The 19,251-nt window shown below is 47.5% G+C and carries 15 protein-coding genes; 5 read left to right on the top strand and 10 right to left on the bottom strand.

Translation table 11 applies throughout. The features are described 5' to 3' along the window. Positions 1–202 precede the first annotated feature (202 nt). Together cysS and U2F10_RS19940 are read left to right on the top strand one after the other, a co-directional pair. A complete protein-coding gene (cysS, locus tag U2F10_RS19945; RefSeq protein WP_163662713.1) occupies positions 203–1,651 on the top strand; it encodes a cysteine--tRNA ligase in 1,449 nt (482 codons plus the stop codon). A 6-nt stretch (positions 1,652–1,657) separates the two neighbouring features. Next, entirely contained in the window at positions 1,658–2,362 is a 705-nt protein-coding gene (locus U2F10_RS19940) for a TrmH family RNA methyltransferase (protein WP_163662715.1), read from the top strand. A gap of 78 nt (positions 2,363–2,440) precedes the next feature. On the opposite strand, the gene rsgA is transcribed toward U2F10_RS19940, so the two are convergent. The 5 genes from rsgA to grpE all read right to left on the bottom strand — a co-directional run bounded on the left by rsgA (position 2,441) and on the right by grpE (position 8,225). Beyond that, positions 2,441–3,556 (bottom strand): small ribosomal subunit biogenesis GTPase RsgA, encoded by a 1,116-nt coding sequence (gene rsgA / locus U2F10_RS19935; RefSeq protein ID WP_163662717.1) that lies wholly within the window; start codon positions 3,554–3,556, stop codon positions 2,441–2,443. Then, the gene (locus tag U2F10_RS19930) at positions 3,553–3,804 is read right to left on the bottom strand and encodes a sulfurtransferase TusA family protein (RefSeq protein WP_163697542.1); all 252 of its coding nucleotides are present in this window, start codon (positions 3,802–3,804) and stop codon (positions 3,553–3,555) included. Before U2F10_RS19930 ends, rsgA begins: the two co-directional genes overlap by 4 nt. A 38-nt stretch (positions 3,805–3,842) precedes the next feature. Beyond that, the gene (gene dnaJ, locus U2F10_RS19925) at positions 3,843–4,970 is read right to left on the bottom strand and encodes a molecular chaperone DnaJ (protein ID WP_499873125.1); all 1,128 of its coding nucleotides are present in this window, start codon (positions 4,968–4,970) and stop codon (positions 3,843–3,845) included. A gap of 102 nt (positions 4,971–5,072) precedes the next feature. Beyond that, a complete protein-coding gene (gene dnaK, locus U2F10_RS19920) occupies positions 5,073–7,085 on the bottom strand; it encodes a molecular chaperone DnaK (RefSeq protein WP_163662723.1) in 2,013 nt (670 codons plus the stop codon). Positions 7,086–7,523: 438 nt separating this feature from the next. Next, positions 7,524–8,225, bottom strand: a complete 702-nt coding sequence (gene grpE, locus U2F10_RS19915; protein WP_250564885.1) for a nucleotide exchange factor GrpE — start codon at positions 8,223–8,225, stop codon at positions 7,524–7,526. Between the two features lie 458 nt (positions 8,226–8,683). On the opposite strand from grpE, the gene U2F10_RS19910 reads away from it, so the two are divergent. The 3 genes from U2F10_RS19910 (at position 8,684) to U2F10_RS19900 (ending at position 13,336) form a co-directional block, all read left to right on the top strand. Beyond that, complete coding sequence (locus U2F10_RS19910) at positions 8,684–10,696, top strand: GspE/PulE family protein (RefSeq protein WP_163662725.1); 2,013 nt, start codon at positions 8,684–8,686, stop codon at positions 10,694–10,696. Between the two features lie 143 nt (positions 10,697–10,839). After that, positions 10,840–11,991, top strand: a complete 1,152-nt coding sequence (locus U2F10_RS19905; protein WP_163662728.1) for a type IV pilus twitching motility protein PilT — start codon at positions 10,840–10,842, stop codon at positions 11,989–11,991. 124 nt (positions 11,992–12,115) lie between these two features. Then, positions 12,116–13,336: a type II secretion system F family protein gene (locus U2F10_RS19900; RefSeq protein WP_006516386.1), complete on the top strand. Its 1,221-nt coding sequence runs from the start codon at positions 12,116–12,118 to the stop codon at positions 13,334–13,336. Between the two features lie 111 nt (positions 13,337–13,447). Here U2F10_RS19900 and U2F10_RS19895 read toward each other — a convergent pair whose 3' ends face one another. The 5 genes from U2F10_RS19895 to U2F10_RS19875 all read right to left on the bottom strand — a co-directional run bounded on the left by U2F10_RS19895 (position 13,448) and on the right by U2F10_RS19875 (position 19,166). Continuing rightward, complete coding sequence (locus U2F10_RS19895; protein ID WP_163697536.1) at positions 13,448–15,196, bottom strand: ABC transporter ATP-binding protein; 1,749 nt, start codon at positions 15,194–15,196, stop codon at positions 13,448–13,450. 117 nt (positions 15,197–15,313) lie between these two features. Next, positions 15,314–16,408, bottom strand: a complete 1,095-nt coding sequence (locus U2F10_RS19890) for a YdcF family protein (protein ID WP_163662731.1) — start codon at positions 16,406–16,408, stop codon at positions 15,314–15,316. 307 nt (positions 16,409–16,715) lie between these two features. Further along, on the bottom strand, positions 16,716–17,669 hold the full coding sequence (locus U2F10_RS19885; RefSeq protein ID WP_499873124.1) for a DUF1517 domain-containing protein: 954 nt from the start codon (positions 17,667–17,669) through the stop codon (positions 16,716–16,718). Between the two features lie 210 nt (positions 17,670–17,879). After that, on the bottom strand, positions 17,880–18,107 hold the full coding sequence (thiS, locus tag U2F10_RS19880; protein WP_163662735.1) for a sulfur carrier protein ThiS: 228 nt from the start codon (positions 18,105–18,107) through the stop codon (positions 17,880–17,882). Between the two features lie 21 nt (positions 18,108–18,128). After that, positions 18,129–19,166, bottom strand: coding sequence for a thiamine phosphate synthase (locus U2F10_RS19875; RefSeq protein WP_250565677.1), 1,038 nt, complete (start codon positions 19,164–19,166; stop codon positions 18,129–18,131). Positions 19,167–19,251 lie beyond the last annotated feature (85 nt).

The following is a 19,251-nucleotide window of genomic DNA, read 5'->3' as shown; positions in this document are numbered from 1 at the left end:
CATTACCTTGAGCTTGGAACCTGAGGGGCGGTACAAAAAAGTACCGCCCCTTTTTGGTGAGCCATGTATGACAGACACCGATTGAGCAATGAGCGTAATCTCATTTTTGCGAATGCTCTGCGCCATATCTTCCGGCACCAAACCGGCTTACCATAGGAAATGATGAGGCTAGAGAGCCATAGCAGTAATATTCACCCGTTTAATGAGCGTAGTCCTTTACAACACCCTATCCCGCTGCAAGGAACCCTTTCAGCCGTTACAAGCAGGTACGGCTAAGATTTACTGCTGCGGTGTAACGGTCTATGACTATTGCCACCTGGGCCATGCTCGCTGTTATGTGGTTTGGGATACAGTACGTCGCTATCTGCAATGGCGCGGCTACGATGTGCATTATGTACAAAACTTTACCGATATCGACGATAAAATTTTGAACCGTGCCCGCCAAGAGGGCACCACCATGGAGGCCGTGTCAAAACGCTTTATTCAGGCCTACCACAAAGATATGGCGCGGCTGAACATATTGGAGGCTGATGAGTATACTTACGCCACTCACACCATCGACGGCATTAAACGCCTGATTGGTGAATTAGAAAATAAGGGGTATGCCTACGCCACTGGGGGCGATGTGTATTACAAAGTACGCAAGTTTGATGGCTATGGTAAGCTCTCGGGTCGTAAGTTAGATGATATGCAAGCTGGTGCCAGCGGTCGAGTAGCGGGTGGCGAATCGAAAAAGAAAGATCCGTTTGATTTTGCCCTATGGAAAGGGGCTAAACCGGAAGAACCTTCATGGGAATCACCGTGGGGTCCAGGACGTCCTGGTTGGCACATTGAGTGCTCAGCTATGGTGCGTGATCGCATGGGTGACACCATCGATATTCACATGGGGGGAGGCGATCTCACCTTTCCACACCATGAGAATGAAATAGCCCAGTCAGAAGCGGCTACAGGTCACCCCCTCTCCCAATACTGGATGCACAATGGCATGGTGAATGTGAACGGTGAAAAGATGTCCAAGTCTTTGGGCAATTTCACCACCATTCGTCAGCTCCTGGATGCAGATGACGGTCTGCACCCCATGGCGTTACGTCTCTTTCTCTGCCAGGCTCAATATCGTAAGCCAGTGGACTTCACGGCAGATGCGATCGCATCCGCCACCAAAAGCTGGCAAACCCTCAAAGACGGACTGCTATTTGGTGCTAACCATGGTGCTCAGCTGAAGTGGCAAGATGCTTCCCTAGAGCTTGACCATGGGAGCGATGCCGTACAGCGTTTTCAGAACGCTATGGATGATGATTTCAATACGCCTGAAGCGGTAGCCGTTCTCTTTGAACTCGCCAAGGAACTCCGCCGCCAAGGTAATCTCTTGATCCATGAGGGCAAAGCTGATGCAGATAGTGACAGCCTACGGCAGCAATGGCACACACTCGTTTGCCTTGCCCAGGTCCTGGGTATTGAGGCCACCCCAGAGGATAGTCCTATGGAACAGGACGGTCCCAGTGACGAGGAAATCGCCAATTTGATCGAGCAGAGACTAGCCGCTAAAAAGGCAAAAGACTTCGCTCTGGCCGACAAAATTCGCAATGACCTGACCGCCCAAGGCATAACTCTCATTGACAAGCCTGGTGGTGTAACCGAGTGGCATCGGTAAGAGCAGATGAGCACTGCCCACCGTCCGGTGAGTAATGAGACTACCGAGGAACTCATTAATTATCTGGGAAAGTTTTTAACAGAGGAACGAAGGGCCAAAATTGAAACGGTTTTAGCCTATCGCACCCGCTATGTCACTGTAGCGCTTGAGGATCTGCACACCAGTCAAAATGCTGGGGCTGTCTTGCGTAACTGCGATAACTTTGGCATCCAAGACGTACATATCATCGAACAAACTACGAGCTTTAAGGTTAATCTCAATGTCACTAGAGGTTGCCAAAAATGGTTAACAACCCATCGTTACACCAAACGACAGGACAATACACGCAATTGCATTGCAGTCCTCAAAGCTAAAGGCTATTGCATCGTAGCAACGACCCCACACACAGAGGCTTTGGAGCTATCTGCGTTGCCAACCGAGCGACCCATCGCCTTACTCTTTGGCAATGAGTTGGATGGATTATCAGAGATTGCCATGGCTGAAGCCGATAGGTTACTCAAAATTCCCATGTATGGCTTTAGTGAGAGCTTTAATATCTCAGTTAGTGCCGCGCTCTGTTTGCAGAGTATTTGCGATCGCATCCACCATTCTACTCATCCTTGGCAACTGACTTCCGCAGAGAAACAAACACTACGGCTACAGTGGTATCGAAATTCTTGTAAAAATAGTCAGCAATTGGAAGCCAGTTTTTGGAAAACATTGGGGGAGTAGGGAATGGAGAGTGAAGAACAGCCTCTGCCCCCATATCTACTCCATACTCTCTACTCCGTACCCCTCATGCGCCAAAACTCAAAACCCATATTCCTCTAGAACTGCATCATCGACATCATCAATGGACTTCGCTCCCATCACGTCGTAGCACATGTCTTGCAAGTCTTGATGATGACGACGACGGGATGTGCGACGGTATTTTTTAGCCTCTAGCTTCGGCTCGTGTTGTACCTGACCATCGCTGCCCATCTTCACTTTTTCAGTCACCTCAGCAGTGGGACGATCATCCAACTGCTGCTGATGGTGCAGTACTTCATTGAGTAAAGACAGGTAATAGTCATAGCGCTCCCACTCACCGCGAACACTACAGCCAGGCTCATCGCGATGGAGGCAGTCATTAAACTGACAGTGGCCCGCACGCTGACGGATTTCTGGGAAACATGCCATCAACGTCTCAACGGGACAAGTCAAATCAGGTTGATTAAAACCAGGGGTATCAGCTAACAAACCACCGGCTGGCAAATCAAATAATTCCACATGGCGCGTGGTGTGCCGCCCTCTACCCAGCTTGCCAGAAACTGCATTGGTGCGAGCATCCACATCAGGCACTAAACGGTTCAGAAGACTCGACTTCCCTACACCTGAAGGACCAGCAACAACACTCACTCGATGCTTTAAGGTCTCCATCAGAGCGACAGGTAGCTCTTTATCTTCTCGAACGCTTACTAGCAAAGGCTCATAGCCCCAATCACTTAAGCGCGTTTGCCAGTGGTCAATTGACTCCTGGCAAAGCAGATCCCGTTTATTGAGACAAAGGGTCACGGGAATGCCCGTGGATTCTGCTTTAACTAAAAATCGACTCAGCTGAGCAGGATCTAAAGCAGGTTCAGCTAAGGCAAACACTAAAAGGATTTGGTCAACATTGGAAATAGGGGGACGGTCGAGCAAATTGGTACGCGTTTGAATGGTTGCGATCGCGCCTCGCTTATCCTGCCAATCAATCTCTTCCACCAAAACCCTATCGCCTACCACCACCTGTTGCCCAAGTTTTTTCAAACGAGCACGGCGGGTACACAAAAAATAATGAGGTTCAGCATCTTCTAGAGACAGCTTAACTTGATAGTAATTTGCCTGACAGGCAACTACAGTTCCTTCAATGGACGATAAGGTTAAGTACTCCGTTGCTCCCCTCATACCACAGGTCGTCGCACCTGCAGTGCAAAGTAACCTTCTGGACTTGCTTCCAATGCTTCAATTAGAAACCCTTCTGAACGTAGACTATCGGGGACTTGCTCCACAGGTTCACCAGCATCCAGCCAAACTTCTAAAAGTTCACCAAGCGGCATTCGTTGCAACTTGAGCTTGGTACGCACAAAATTCAGAGGACAGGGTGTCCCACGCAAATCCAACGTTTCGTCAGGTCGATTCAAAACATCCGTCATACTACAAAAGAAATATCTTAATCGTCGGCGTCCCAAGCCTAGCCCTTAAACAGACCACCTAAAAAACCTTCCAACCCCTTCTTAGAGACTGAATCACCTCGCACTTCAGCTAATTTAGCCAGAAGATCACGTTCTTCAGTCTTAATCCGAGTAGGAATATCCACTAGAACAGTTAGCAAGTGATTACCACGACTAACTGGATTACCCAACTTAGGCACACCACGATTTTCCATCGTCACAACTGTGTTGGGCTGGGTCCCTGGTGGCACATGCACATCCACTGGCCCATCAACAGTATCCACCTTCAAATCACAGCCTAAGATAGCCTGCAAATAACTCACCTTGAGATCCGAAAGCACATTGATGCCATCACGCTTAAACTTGCTGTGTTCTTTGACAAACAGGTATACATACAAGTCACCCGGTGGGCCGCCCCGCATCCCTGCATCCCCTTCATTGGAAACCCTCAAACGCGTGCCATTATCTACGCCAGCAGGAATTGTAATTTTAAGCTTCTTAGTTTCCTGCTTACGCCCTGCACCGCCACAAACTTCGCAGCGCTCTTCCACAACTTCACCTGTGCCATTGCAGGTAGGACAAGCTGAAACCTGAGTAAAACTACCAAAGGGTGTGCGAGTCGCTCGACGCACCTGACCTGAGCCACCGCATGTAGAACAAGTCCGAGGACGAGTACCTGGTTTTGCACCAGACCCCTTACAGGTCATACAATTCTCTAAATGGCTAATTTTGATCTCTTTTTCACCGCCAAAAATAGCCTCAGTGAAGTCTAATTTCAGATCGAGACGTAGATCGTCCCCACGCATAGGACCACGTCGCTTAGCCTGACTGGGGCCACCAGAAAATCCGCTAAAGAAGCTTTCAAAGATATCGGCGAAACCACCCATATCAGAAAAATCTTGAAAGCCTGCGCCACCAGCCGCAGCACCACCCACACCAGCTTCGCCAAAGCGATCATACCGAGCCCTAATTTCCGGTTCAGATAAAACCTCGTACGCTCGATTGATCTCTTTGAATTTGTCTTCTGCACCCGGATCTTTATTGACATCAGGGTGATACTTACGTGCCAGCCGCCGATAAGCGCGCTTTACTTCATCCTGATCGGCCCCCCGGGAAACACCGAGCACCTCATAGTAATCACGAGCCATAGAATGCTAGCTTAACAACGACAACTGGAAACCTATCCAACTATTCTACGTAAGCACGGCACATTACTGATTCGCAATTCCCGTACTCTAATCATTCGGTTACTATTCAATCGCTTCGTAATCCGCCGTAATAGTTGCATCCAAATCAAACTCCGGATCATCAGCCAACAGATCTATAGCTTCAGGAGTGGCTACTGACGCAGGTTCTTCTACTGGAGTCGCTTCGGCACCAATGGGCTCAACAGGCTCAGATGTGGACATATCTGGAGTCGTCTCATCCATCGCAATATCATAGTTATCTTCATTCACCTGGCGATACATCTCAGCACCGATTGCAAAAATAGTTTGTTGCAATGCATCTAGTGCTGATTGAAGTTCTTCAGGCGTAATGTCCTTATTATGCAGGGCAGCCCGCAATGCAACCTCAGACTCCTGAGCTTGAGCTTTACGCTCTTCACTGATCCACTCAGCGTTCTCCCGCATCGTCGACTCATAGCTATAGAAGAGGGTGTCAGCCTTATTCTTCATTTCAGCAACGATCTTGCGACGAGCATCTTCGTCCGCGTAGGCTTCAGCCTCCTCGCGCATCTTATCAATTTCACTAGACGTTAGACCGCCTGTGTTAGTAATACGAATGCTCTGCGCCCGACCAGTGCCTTTATCCTTAGCAGCTACTTGCAGAATACCGTCAGCATCAATTTCAAAGGAAACTTCAATTTGAGGTATCCCCCTAGGTGCAGGTGGAATACCTGTCAGCTCAAATCGGCCAAGACTCTTATTATCCCGAGCCATCGCCCGCTCACCTTGCAAAGCATGGACTTCCACCGACGTTTGACCATCCGTTGCCGTTGAAAAAGTCTGCGACTTACTAGTTGGGATGGTAGTATTTCGCTCAATTACTTTAGTAAACACCTCACCTAAGGTTTCAATCCCTAGCGATAGGGGAGTCACGTCCAATAGCAATAAGTCCTTGACCTCACCTCCTAGCACACCCGCCTGAATAGACGCGCCTAAGGCCACTGCTTCATCTGGATTCACAGAGCGATCAGGTGTCTTGCCGTTAAAGTAATCAGTGATAGCCTTTTGAACAGCTGGAATCCTTGTAGAGCCACCTACTAGTAGAATCCGATCAATGTCATCTGGCGTCAGCTCAGCATCCTTCAAAGCCTGTCCTACAGGTTCTAATGTTGCTGCAACCAGCGGCTTCGCCAACTCTTCAAATTTAGTGCGGGACAGCTCAGACTCCAGATGTTTAGGTCCAGCTTCATCTGCTGCAATAAAAGGCAAATTAATAGATGTTGTAGCCCGAGTCGAAAGCTCAATCTTGGCTTTCTCTGACGCTTCACGGATACGCTGTAGAGCCATACGATCCGTTGATAGATCCATCCCCTCCTGGTCACGAAACTGATCCAACAAAGCGGTGACGATACTATTGTCAAAATCGTCACCACCAAGATGATTGTTACCAGACGTGGCTTTCACTTCAAAAACGCCGTCTCCGAGCTGCAGAATGGAAACATCAAATGTGCCACCGCCCAGGTCAAACACCAAAACAGTCTGATCCTGATCTAACTTGTCAAGACCATAGGATAAGGCAGCGGCCGTTGGCTCGTTGATAATACGCAACACTTCTAGGCCAGCGATCTTCCCAGCATCCTTGGTTGCTTGGCGCTGGGCATCGGTAAAGTAAGCAGGTACTGTAATAACAGCCTGAGTAACCTCCTCACCAAGATAAGCTTCTGCATCCTGCTTCAGCTTCTGTAGAGTCATGGCAGACACTTCTTGTGGAGTGTAAGCCCTGCCGCGAATTAGAACATCCACCGTGTCATCTTTTCCGCGTACACACGTGTAAGGCACTCGGGATCTCTCACTGGACGTATCTTCCCAACGACGCCCGATGAAGCGCTTAATACTGTAAACAGTATTTTCTGCATTCGTAACGGCCTGACGCTTTGCTAGCTGGCCAACCAACCGTTCTCCATTCTTGGCAAATCCAACAATGCTCGGCATAGTTCGCCCACCCTCAGTGTTAGTAATCACCTCGGGCTTGCCACCTTCTAGAACAGCAACACAGCTATTTGTAGTTCCTAAATCAATGCCAATAACTTTACCCATCTGAGAGCCTGCTTACTCCAGAAAATCACACAACTTTTTAGAAATAGACGTCCATCAACCAACCAACATTAGCTTGCACAGTAAATCCATATTTCTCTAAAAAATAAGAATTGGCAAAAACCATTCAAAGGATGCACTGAACTTATAGCAAGCATTAGCCGTATGGACTAACCGATATAGATATATGCTTTAAGTAAAAAATTGCTATATGGTTACACCCTGTTGATAACTCTCAACCACAGAAAGTATCTGCAATGAGCACATTTGGAAAACATGCTTGAGCTACTCTCCAATATAAATACAATACCCAAAACCATAAACTCTAATAAAGCACCTTGATATTCAAGAAAGCTTCATAACCGAGCTAGCTTTAATAACTAGCTCAGCTATGTTTTGAGCAAGTATTTTTTACCTTCAATAGAGTTCGGAAGTTCGGAGTTATTCCTCTAAAGGAGTAGCAACTTTGACCATGGCATGACGCAAAACTCGCTCCCCTAAAACATATCCCCTTACTAATTCTTCAATAACTGTACCTTCAGCATGCTCATCTGTCGGTTCACGCATTACAGCTTCATGTAGATTAGGGTCAAATTCTTTACCCTCTGCTCGCATTGGAGCCACACCGATACGCTTAAGAGCTTCCACCAGTTGCTTATAAACACTCTGATAGCTCTTATGAACAGCCATTTCACCGTCATTTTGAGGCTTAATTTGAGCCCGAGCCCGCTCAAAGTTATCCACAACCTCTAACATATTGCTAATGGTATTGCACTTGATTTGAAGTTCAAGGTCTTCTTTCTCACGGCTCGTACGCTTACGAAAGTTTTCGAAATCAGCTGTCAGCCTTAAATATTGACTACTCCTATCCTCCAATTGCACTTTTAGCTGTGCTACTTGGTCTTCCAAATTAGAGATAGCAGCCAAATCATCTGGAGAAGCATCCGCCCCCTTAGCCGCTACATCATTGGAGGCAACCTCAGGCAACTCATTCTCAAAATCTATATCTATATCAGCGTCTTCAACCTTAAGCTCTTCAATATTTTCATCCACCTCATTGATCACATCAGAGGCTTCATCCTCTTCCATAGAATTACTTTCCGCTGGATTAACGTTTTCTGCCGGATTAACGTCCTCTACCATCGTTTAACCTCATCAATAACAGAACATAGGGGGTAACCATTGCCTTAGACGCTGATATTTTAAGCGAGTTGCGCCACGCTAAGACCCCGTTTATGTAAGGATCCAGATCAAAAACCACGTTTCTAGCCTAGAAAGCCCAACACCACCCTGGTCTGTAGTCTCTATACAATCACCTTAGACGTATCACAATAGTGCATTTTGCAACGTAATGACTACATAAAATTAGGGCAGGCATCACATATATTTTCGATTGCCATATTCATTTTCAACTCACAATGCCAGTATTGCGGCTAGCTGGATGCTATTGTTCAAGCTATTATCGGGAAATGAAGCAGCGTTGTACGATACGCTGCAACGTTTGGGAGCATCCTGAATTTACAGGATAAAGCCCCCGATTGTAGCTGTCTACAGAAAAGCGTTTTGTGGGCAACCTTCTGTAAGGATTTTCTGCGGCGACTATGACCAATTCCTCATCATCATCTCGGAAAGCGCTTGTTCTACAAAGAAGCTTTTCACCATTTAGCAACCAGCTAATTCAAGCGGGTTACGTTGATACTGACCAAATGCAACAGGCATTGGTTGAAAGTCGAAAGTCAGGACGCTCGTTAACTGATGTATTAGAGTCACTGACTGGTCAGCAGCTGAGTCCAGAACTCCTACGACAGTATAAGAAACAACAGCTATTCGAACTTAAGATCCTCTACGGGGTAGAGTCACTAGATCCAGAGCTTGAAAGTGTATCTGATACAAAAGTTGGCAATTTAATTGACAGTTTAATTCCCGTTGATATCTGTCGCCGCCATCGTTTACTACCGCTTTCTCAAACCACCCAAGATGATATTTCCACGGTACTCGTGGCCATGGTGGATCCAGAGAATTTAGAGGCTCAGGATGATCTCAATCGCATCTTACGCCCGAAAAATCTAAAGTTACGCCGCATGGTTATCACCGTTGAAGACTATCAACGGATGATTTCGGCATATTTAGATGATCAAGTTGCCAAGGAAAAGCAACGAGATTTTGAACAGGCTGTAGATGTCAACTCAAATTTAGAGGATTTAGACCTTGATGATGCCGGACTTGAAGATGCCCTGGATGAAGAAGCTGATTTAAGCACAGCAGTTCAGGATGCAGGTGCAGCTCCTGTTATTGCATTAGTTAATAAAATATTAGTTAAGGCTCTCCAAGAAGGGGCTTCTGATATTCACGTCGAGCCGCAGGAAGACTTTTTACGTATTCGGTTTCGCCGTGATGGGGTTCTACGTCAGGCTTTTCAAAAATTTCCTAAAAAGATTATCCCAGCGGTTACAGCCCGTTTAAAAATCATTTCTGAGCTAGATATTGCAGAGCGACGTATTCCCCAGGATGGTCGGATTCGGCGAGTATTCCAAGGACGTAAAGTTGACTTTCGGGTTAGCACTATTCCTAGTCGCTATGGTGAGAAAGTCGTTTTACGAATTCTAGATAATACCAATACCCAGCTTGGTTTGGATAAGCTGATCACGGATGATGAGACTCTGAGCATCGTTCGGGAGATGACCAATTCCCCCTATGGGTTGATTCTAGTAACGGGACCCACAGGTTCAGGTAAGACGACGACCCTTTATTCAGTCCTGGCAGAGCGCAATGATCCCAGCATCAATATAAGTACTGCGGAAGATCCAATTGAATATGCTCTACCAGGCATTACTCAGGTACAAGTTATTCGTGAAAAAGGCATCGACTTTCCACTGCTTTTGCGGGCATTTCTACGGCAAGACCCCGATGTAATTCTAGTGGGTGAGACCCGTGATACCGAAACAGCTAAAACAGCCATTGAAGCAGCACTCACCGGCCACCTTGTATTAACGACCTTGCATACCAACGATGCAGCAGGTGCCATTTCCCGTCTAAATGAAATGGAAGTGGAAGCTTTCCAAGTATCCAGTTCATTAGTGGGTGTGCTGGCACAGCGTCTGGTACGGCGAGTATGCACCGATTGCAGAATAGCCTATACCCCCAGTAGTGAAGAGCTGGCCCGCTTTGGCCTTAGTTCTTCTAGCGGTGACATTAAGTTTTATCGAGCCCATACGGTTTCTCCAGAGCAAGCTGAAACGGCTAACAATACCGGTGCGCTTTGCCAAACTTGTCAGGGTTCAGGCTATAAGGGCCGAGTAGGTGTGTATGAGGTTATGCGTATAACCGAAGGCTTGCAGAAAATGATTTCTGATGGGGCACCTGCAGAACATATTAAGGAGGCTGCCGTCGAAGAAGGAATGCAAACCTTGCTGTCTTACAGTCTTAATCTTGTGGAGCAAGGCTACACAACATTAGAAGAAGTAGAACGCGTGACATTCACCGATACAGGCTTGGAGGCCGAGCTCAAGGCCAGACGTAAGAGTGTTTTAAGCTGTTCCACCTGTGGTGCCGAACTACACCACGACTGGTTGGATTGTCCTTATTGTCTAACACCGCGCTTCCAAACTAGTTAACTAAGCTAACTAGATGTAATTCATAAGGTTGAAATGGGTACAATCATCTCCATTACTTATGTTGAGCTCTGCTGACCAGCTTCTCTATTTCCTTTATTTCTCTGCTTATAACGATTTTGTAGATATCTACCTGAGGTGGCCCTATGGAAATGATGATCGAAGACTTGATGGAAGAGGTGGTTGAGCGAGGCGGATCTGACCTTCACCTTTCAGCAGGTTTGCCCCCATACATTCGGGTTAGTGGTCACCTCACCCCAACTGAACATCCACCGCTGACACCTGAACAGTGTCAACGACTGATTTTCAGCATGCTCAATAATACCCAACGGAAACACCTAGAGCAGACTTGGGAGCTAGATTGTTCCTACGGTGTTAAAGGCTTAGCGCGTTTTCGGGTCAATGTTTATAAGGACAGAGGCACCTATGCCGCCTGTTTAAGAGCGCTGAGTTCCAAAATTCCAAGTGCTGATTTACTAGGTCTCCCCAATATCGTAATTGAGTTAGCTCGAAAGCCCCGGGGGTTGATTTTGGTGACTGGGCCAACGGGGTCGGGCAAGTCGACCACATTGGCTTCGATGATCAATGATATTAATCATTCCAGGGCTGAGCATATTCTGACAGTCGAGGACCCGATTGAATTTGTCTATGAGCCCATTAAGAGTTTGATTCATCAACGCCAGATTGGTGAAGATACTAAGAGTTTTGCCAACGCACTTAGGGCAGCGCTACGGGAAGATCCTGATGTCATCCTGGTGGGTGAGATGCGGGATTTAGAAACGATCTCCCTGGCAATTTCAGCGGCAGAAACAGGGCACCTTGTTTTTGGTACCTTACACACAAGTTCTGCAGCGCAAACTGTAGATCGAATGATTGATGTGTTTCCACCGGGACAGCAACAGCAAGTACGTGTACAGCTTTCTAATTCTCTGGTTGCTGTTCTCAGTCAGACCCTTGTTCCTAAAGCAAATCCCAAGCCTGGTGAGTTTGGTCGTGTAATGGCTCAAGAGATTATGGTGGTCACCCCAGCGATTTCTAACTTGATCCGAGAAGGTAAAACCGCTCAAATTTATGGTGCTATTCAAACTGGCGGTAAGCTGGGCATGCAGACGTTAGAGATGGTTTTAGCTGATCTGCATAAAGCTGGCACGATTAGCTTTGAAAGTGCCATAGGCAAATCGTCCCGAGCTGACGAATTACAACGCTTGATCAATGCAGGTGGTGCTGGTACCACTAGTGGTACCGGTACTCCCAGGAATCAACAGCGTGGTCGTTCTGCTACTGGTGCACGCCGTTAGTTAAAGGTTGATGTCTGATTTACAAACTCCTTACTAGTTAACGTTGGGGGTTGCCTAAAAATCAGGCAACGCTGTATAAAGCCTTCCATAACTTATAAGCCTAAAATTTGCAGAGGTAAAATCCATGCCTACCTATGTTGCTACAGGTCGAGACACCACAGGTCGTACACGACGTGAGAAGGTTGTTGCTGATTCGCCTGGTGAAGCTCGCACCATGCTTAAGGAGCGTGGAGTTTATATTCAGAGCATTAAGCAAGATCGAGGCTTGAATTTAAATTGGGAGGATATGAAAACCTCTCTAGTTCAGGTTTCGGTTAAGGATAAGGCTGTTTTTTCGCGTCAGTTTGCGGCTCTAGTCAATGCTGGGGTTGGCCTAGTCAGAGGCATTGGAATTTTGGGTGAGCAATGCCCTAACCCCAAGTTAAAGAAAGCCCTGCTGGAGATCAACTCTGATGTCCAACAGGGAAACAACTTATCTGACTCGATGCGCAAGCATCCAGCTAGCTTTGATCTGCTCTATGTGAGCATGGTTCAGGCAGGAGAGGTCGGTGGTGTGCTGGATGAGGTTCTCAATCGTCTGGCAAAGCTTTTGGAGGATCTAAATCGCTTACAGAACCAGATTAAGTCTGCTATGGCTTATCCAGTAACGGTAGGGGTTCTAGCGGTCACCATCTTTATTGGTATGACGGTCTTCCTGTTGCCCATCTTTGAAGAGATCTTTATTGAGCTTGGGGCAGAGCTGCCAGCTTTTACGCAGTTTATGATCAACATAAGCCGATTTCTGCGTAATCCTCTCCTGGTTTTGTTAACGATTGCAGCCCTAGTGATTGCTGGAATTGCGTACAGACAGTACTACAAAACTCGCGCTGGCCGGGAAACAATGGATCGTCTGTTCTTGAAGCTGCCTCTATTTGGTGATTTAGTTCAAAAGTCAGCAACTGCAAGATTCTGCCGCACATTTGGCTCACTTTCGCGCTCAGGTGTTCCCATTTTGACAGCCTTAGAAATTGTTCGAGATACCTCTGGCAACCAGGTGATTGCCAATGCAATTGAAGAGGCTCGTTCAGAGATTCAGACAGGGGGCATGATCAGCCTGGCTTTACAAAGACACCAAGTCTTTCCTGTTATGGCCATTCAGATGATTAGCATTGGTGAGGAAACAGGTGAATTAGACCAAATGCTGATGAAAGTCGCAGACTTTTATGAGGATGAGGTTGAACAAGCCGTTAAAGCCTTAACCAGCATTATGGAACCCATTATGATTATTTTTCTGGGGGGTATGGTTGGTTCAATCTTGGTGGCTATGTATTTGCCGATCTTTGCACTGCCCGGCGCAATTAGCTAATGAAGCCTGAATTAGCCCCAGTTTGAATGAGTTGGACAATGGCAAATAGTAATTCAATTTTGCACCCATGGATGTTTAGCTGTAGCTAAACATCCATGGGTTTTATAAGCACTATTGGAGTACTTCTTTAAGTTTGTGCTGATTCCAAAGTTGCTGATATAAACCAGCACGCCGGACTAAACTATCGTGGCTGCCTGTCTGAACGATGCGACCTTGATCCATTACGATAATGCGATCGCAATTTGCCGCAGCTGACATCTGGTGAGTAATAAAAATCACCGTCTTGCGCTGGGTACCGTGGGATAAATTATCCAAAATTTGAGTTGCCGTTTGGTTGTCAACACTAGACAAGGCATCATCCAGTACCAAAATAGGAGCATCCACCAGCAGTGCTCTTCCCAACGCCGTTCGCTGTCGCTGACCTCCAGACAACGTAATCCCGCGCTCACCCACAACGGTGTCATATTGGTTAGGAAAATTGGCAATCTCGTTCCGAATCTGAGCGAGTTTTGCCGCTTGCTCAATCTCAGGCATTTCTGCCAACGGCACCCCATAGCGCAAGTTATTTTTAATTTTGGTACTGAATAAAAAACTGTCTTGGGGAACAAAAGCAATTGCCCGTCGCAGATCTGGCAGAGCTACCTGGGTCACATCGTAATCATCTATAAACAGGTGCCCTTCCGGAATTTCTAAAATCCGGGGTAGGGTTTTGGCCAGTGTAGATTTACCCGAACCAATGGGGCCCACTAAAGCAACGGTCTCCCCAGGCTCGATAGAAAACGAAATATCCTGAATCGCTGGCGTATCAGTGCCAGGATATGCATAAGTCAACCCTTGAGCCTGTAATCGGCCAGATACTTCACCCACAGGCAAAGATGATGCCTTGGCAACGCTCGCCACCCTCGGCTGAGCCGCAAAAATTGCCTCAATGCGGTCAACACTAACCTCACCCCGCTGATAGGACGTAATCGTAAATCCGAGCAGAGCGGTTGGAAAAACCAGGTTATTGACGTAAAGCAAAAGGGTGACAAAATCGCCTACAGCCAACGTGCCTGCAGCAATGCTGCGAGCCCCCACCGCTAAAATAATGGCCAAACTTAGGCTAGCTAAACCTCCCAGCAACGGAAAGAGCGTATTACGGGTACGAGCCAGGGATAAATTAGCCTCCAGTACTTCATCATTACGCTGAGCAAACGCTTGTTGCTCGTTTGTCTCCTGAGCGTAGATTTTGATCAATCCAATGCCACTCATATCCTCTTGAATCAGGGTGCTCAGGTCAGACAGTGACTGTTGAACATCCAACTGTTCTTGCCGCAGACGATTGCTAAAGGAGCCCACCAATAGCATCATGACCGGATAAATAGCCAACGCCACCAACGTTAAACGCACACTGATACGCAGCATCGCTGGCACAGTAAAGCTATAAGCAAATAGGATATTCGCCAAGCTAAGTACGGCAAACCCTAATAACCGGCGAATATTATCCACGTCACTGGTGGCTCTGTTGATCAGATCACCAATGGTATTTTCTGCAAAATAGGCAGGCTCTAACGACAGCAAATGCTCAAAAATGCGCTGTTTAAGATCGAACTCAACCTTACGCCCCACACCAAAGATCAGCACTCGTGACGCCATACGTATTACCCACATGACCGTGGCTAATACCAAAATCAACAGCACATAGCGCAAAATAGTGCCCTGGCTAAAGGCAATTTTGAGGCGCTCAACTGCATCACCAATAATTAAGGGAATCCATACGCTCAGGATATTAACCACCAAGAGGGTTGAAATACCCACGAAAAGATGTCGACGATGTGGTTGAAGATAGCTGGTTAGATACTGCAGCCTAGACTTTGCCATAAAAGTACTCGAAACGCTTCTGCAGCCATCGCTGCTTCACTATCGTAGTACCCTAAAGCCCAGCTTGCCTTTTAGTACAAGCTGAGCGGTGATGACCCTAAGCAGTGATGGCTAATATTAGAGTTCGATATTAGAGTCCCAACCAAAGTCGAAGTCAGGGAGCCAACCCCGTAGAAAATAGTAGGTGGATGTCAGCACCTCATCCCAATAGCGGGATGTTAGCTGTAGGGCATCTACATTAGGAATGATGTCAGGCAATCGGGAAAACGTATCATTCCCGGACCATGTATTGACTGAGTAAAAATCTGTCGGCTTAGCAATGACCTGCATATCCATATTCTCAAAGGTCAATGCCGAGCGTGTCATCGTCATGGCTGGAGCCACCAGCATAATCCGTGGATCGGTCGGCTCATTGCGATTATTTCTCGCCGGTAGTACCTGCTGATTACGCAAAAATCGATCTACCCTATCAGCTGTGCCATGGACGTTCAAACCAGTGGACTCAAAACGAATATTTTCTCCAGGCACTCCATTATTAACCAGAACCGTTCTAATATTCTGGCGCTTGACCTGACTAGCTTCACCACTTCCACCGGGGTCAGCGGTCACAATTACAAACGGATCGGCACCTGCTTGACGAGCCTCATTATAAAGTTGAGATCCATAAATTAAGCGGGGTACCAGCGTTGAGTTATATGCTTGATCACTCGCACTTTGAAAGGCAACGGCTCCTTGCGAATCTCCAGCATCATTACCCAGCACCACAATCGCCCCTGTCCGGTCTAATCGCGGTCCTTCTAAACCGGCAGGACAAACCTCAGCACACTGGGCCGCTCTTGCAGCAAATGCCTGCTGCACTTCTAGCTCTGAGCGGGCAACGATGAAGCGACTAAAAATCGGCAGGCTGGTAATGACCAAAATAGCCAAGGCCGCTGCCACCTGCTGCCCTTTTACTTTTCCCACACCGTCACTGATTGCAGATCCCAACAGCAAAATTGTTGCCCCGAGAGGCGTCAATGGCAATGAGAGCAGCCGCCAAATAGTTCCAATTGTTTCATCATTGGGATCTGCAAAGGAGGCAACAATCAGAATCAGAACAATTACTCCGCCAAACCAAGTCAGGTACTGTTTTGGAATGATTTTAGTCAGAATGTACCAAACTAAGAGTCCAAGAGTAGCCCAAAGTAAAACACGGGTAAGCAGAACAAGCATGGGAACCTTCTAAAAAACAGGCGCAAGGGAGATTGTTCAAAAGTTAAGCACATTAGTTCATTTTCGGCTACCGGGTCGGCCCCTCAAGCCGGAACCACTATACCCGGATCTGTACTTAGATAGGCTCGAAAGTGAAAAACATTTGTCAAAACAATAGGACATCAAGGTAATCGTCAAAACAAAATTTCACGTATGCAGGGCCTAAGTCACCCAATAAAAAAGGGTCCAATAAAAAACGGGAGCCCAAAAGATGGACTCCCGTTTAAGCATCGCTAATCAATGTCGCTACAACTGATAAGTTACAGTCCTAAACCAACTTCAAATTTGGATATTGGGCAATAACCTCATCATTCGTTAAGGTTTCACCACTGGCCTGGGGCGTCCACATTACCTCAACCGCCATGAGTTCATCACTCGGAATCGCCCCAACTTGGTTTAAGGCTTTGTGCAAGTCTTGCTCGGAATTCACGTTAGGCAGCGTCAACTTACCTTGGGCAGCAACAATCATGGTTGCAATAATGTATTCACCACTCTGTAAATTGCCGTCAGCGTCGGGCAACGTAGCGCTATTACCACCAGAGATTTGATTATTAACGTTAGAAACTGCTTCATGGCTGAACTTACTTCGCTCCATCAGCGCCAAGCGATTAAATTCCACCTCAGCAGACGTTAGCTTGGTTTGGACGGTTTCAGTATCTGCATAGGCCCAGTATTCGGGATGACGTAGCAGCGACAGCGTACTTTCTTGTAGTACTTTGCTCAGCCCAGCCGATGAGCTGGTGTCTGAGGAGGTTGCTAAGCGGTTAAGGTCGTCCTGAAGGTGGCGAGCCTTGGCCAGTAATCCCACCTGTAAACGAGCGACAGAAACCGTTGGATTAGGCGTGTAAGTCTCTCCTTCGCCAAAGCCAGTGGAGCGGAAGCTGCGGACCAGGAAGGATGCGATCGCAAAAAAGATTAGCAAGCTAAATAGGCCACCGCCACCAAAACCAAACAGCGGCATCACCAGTGGAAAACCAAAGCCAAACCCGCCGCCAGGATAGTAACCACGAGACGGACCTTGATAGCTACGGGGCGACGAATACGTCCGACCAGAGGATGGGCGAGCCCGAAAACTGCCGCCACCAATGCGCCCGCCAGCACGGGCAGCTAAAGCGCTATCAGCCTGAGAGAACACTAGAACCAATGCCAGGCAACAAACCAAGAACGGCTTGAGCAGTGGGCGTAACCAAGACGTAAATCGGGTTAGCTTAAATCGACTCATGATGCAGGGTATAGAAAAACGCTGAGACAGGTCTACTAAGGCTCTACTCAGGCGGGGAAACCCACCAAGGTGTAGCCCTCTTTACTTTAACGTTTTTAGTTAGACCATATGGTGAGTCAAAAGAGGCGGGATTACCGCCCCTACATAGCCGACCGACTACACACAAGCCTCGACGATTCTTAACACTGATTAACGAAGCCTGGTGAATGATCAGCCGCCGCCAACAATGGTCACCACCTCTAAGCGGTCATTAGTTTGCATCACAGTCGTTTCCCAAAACTGACGATGCAAAATCTCACCGTTATATTCCACAGCGACCAAACGTGGATCCATAGCCAGCTGAATCAGTAACTGAGGTAACGTCGTCCCCTCAGCACAGGATTTCGATTCACCATTGACTTGCAGCATAATGCTGGTTGCTTCAGAGCTAGTGTTCATAGGACAGGGAAAAGGAATCTATTACTCAAAGTGCTGGTTAAAGGAACGAGTTATTTGGAGCGGGTCATCGGCTTGCATAATAGCCCGCACAATGGCGACACCGGGTGCACCAGCGTCTCGCACTAAGGCCACATTGGTGAGATCAATGCCACCGATAGCAAACCAGGGCATCGGCGCATTTTCTACAGCGTAGCGAATGTAGTCATAACCAGCCGCAGCTTTTCCAGGTTTTGTAGGTGTGGCATAGACTGGCCCAACGCCAATGTAGTCAGCGCCTTCGTCAATGGCTCTAGCCATTTCTACAGAGTTTGTGGTGGAGCGCCCCACAATGGGCAATGGTCCCAGAATGCGACGCGCTGCTGCCATGGGTAAATCTTGTTGCCCCAGATGCACGCCATCTGCCCCGACAGCTGCAGCAATATCCACTCGGTCATTCACAATAAACAACGAGTCATATTGATGACAAAGGGCTTTGATCTTGCTGGCCAACTCCAGTCGCACGTCATCATCGGCTTGCTTTTCACGATATTGAACAATATCAATCCCCCCCTTCAAAGCCGACTCCACAACATCTAGTAAACGATCATGGGGAGATGTCACGAGATAAGTGCGCGCTTTGGCCAGAAGTTGCCGCACATTATGGCCCAGCAGCTTACTTTCTAACGTGTACAGCTGATAGCGCATCTGCTTGGCACCCGTTGCCATTTCACTAGCATGGAGCTTGCCATACTCTTCTAGCACTCGCAGTGCCTCTTGAACGCGACAGCAGTTGACCTTTACCACTGTTTGCATAGTATCTCGCTGTTCTTCTTGGGGATGGCTCAGGGCCGTACCCAGGTCTCCTGGGGTGTCGCGACTTTGACGAATATCATCGCTGTGCCAACCGCCCAGGGTCTGACGCAGGTATTTAATTTGTTCTGTCAAAGTGGCATCATTTAACCCAAACCGACACCATTCTTCAATAATGCGGAGGCCTTCGCGAGCCCGGTCCAGGTTGGCATCTAGAATTCGATACAGTACTTTCTGAGACTGTTTTGCAGCAATTGGCTCAGAGTGCATAGACAAGATCAGCATGAAGGCAAAGCCTTCCCATCGTATCAGCTGTAAATTCGTTATCAGCGTAAACTAATCTGAGTTTTTGTGG

This window comes from Leptothoe sp. EHU-05/26/07-4 (assembly GCF_043421015.1).
Lineage (GTDB): Bacteria > Cyanobacteriota > Cyanobacteriia > Phormidesmidales > Phormidesmidaceae > Leptothoe > Leptothoe turfae.
Note: the sequence above shows the minus strand (reverse complement) of the source record. Positions and strands in the feature narration are given on the sequence as shown.

Excerpts from the sequence above, each read along its gene's own strand:
- cysS (WP_163662713.1), top strand. The coding sequence starts at position 203 with ATGAGCGTAGTCCTTTACAACACCCTATCCCGCTGCAAGGAACCCTTT.
- U2F10_RS19940 (WP_163662715.1), top strand. The coding sequence starts at position 1,658 with ATGAGCACTGCCCACCGTCCGGTGAGTAATGAGACTACCGAGGAACTC.
- rsgA (WP_163662717.1), bottom strand. The coding sequence starts at position 3,556 with ATGAGGGGAGCAACGGAGTACTTAACCTTATCGTCCATTGAAGGAACT.
- U2F10_RS19930 (WP_163697542.1), bottom strand. The coding sequence starts at position 3,804 with ATGACGGATGTTTTGAATCGACCTGACGAAACGTTGGATTTGCGTGGG.
- dnaJ (WP_499873125.1), bottom strand. The coding sequence starts at position 4,970 with ATGGCTCGTGATTACTATGAGGTGCTCGGTGTTTCCCGGGGGGCCGAT.
- dnaK (WP_163662723.1), bottom strand. The coding sequence starts at position 7,085 with ATGGGTAAAGTTATTGGCATTGATTTAGGAACTACAAATAGCTGTGTT.
- grpE (WP_250564885.1), bottom strand. The coding sequence starts at position 8,225 with ATGGTAGAGGACGTTAATCCGGCAGAAAACGTTAATCCAGCGGAAAGT.
- U2F10_RS19910 (WP_163662725.1), top strand. The coding sequence starts at position 8,684 with ATGACCAATTCCTCATCATCATCTCGGAAAGCGCTTGTTCTACAAAGA.
- U2F10_RS19905 (WP_163662728.1), top strand. The coding sequence starts at position 10,840 with ATGGAAATGATGATCGAAGACTTGATGGAAGAGGTGGTTGAGCGAGGC.
- U2F10_RS19900 (WP_006516386.1), top strand. The coding sequence starts at position 12,116 with ATGCCTACCTATGTTGCTACAGGTCGAGACACCACAGGTCGTACACGA.
- U2F10_RS19895 (WP_163697536.1), bottom strand. The coding sequence starts at position 15,196 with ATGGCAAAGTCTAGGCTGCAGTATCTAACCAGCTATCTTCAACCACAT.
- U2F10_RS19890 (WP_163662731.1), bottom strand. The coding sequence starts at position 16,408 with ATGCTTGTTCTGCTTACCCGTGTTTTACTTTGGGCTACTCTTGGACTC.
- U2F10_RS19885 (WP_499873124.1), bottom strand. The coding sequence starts at position 17,669 with ATGAGTCGATTTAAGCTAACCCGATTTACGTCTTGGTTACGCCCACTG.
- thiS (WP_163662735.1), bottom strand. The coding sequence starts at position 18,107 with ATGAACACTAGCTCTGAAGCAACCAGCATTATGCTGCAAGTCAATGGT.
- U2F10_RS19875 (WP_250565677.1), bottom strand. The coding sequence starts at position 19,166 with ATGCACTCTGAGCCAATTGCTGCAAAACAGTCTCAGAAAGTACTGTAT.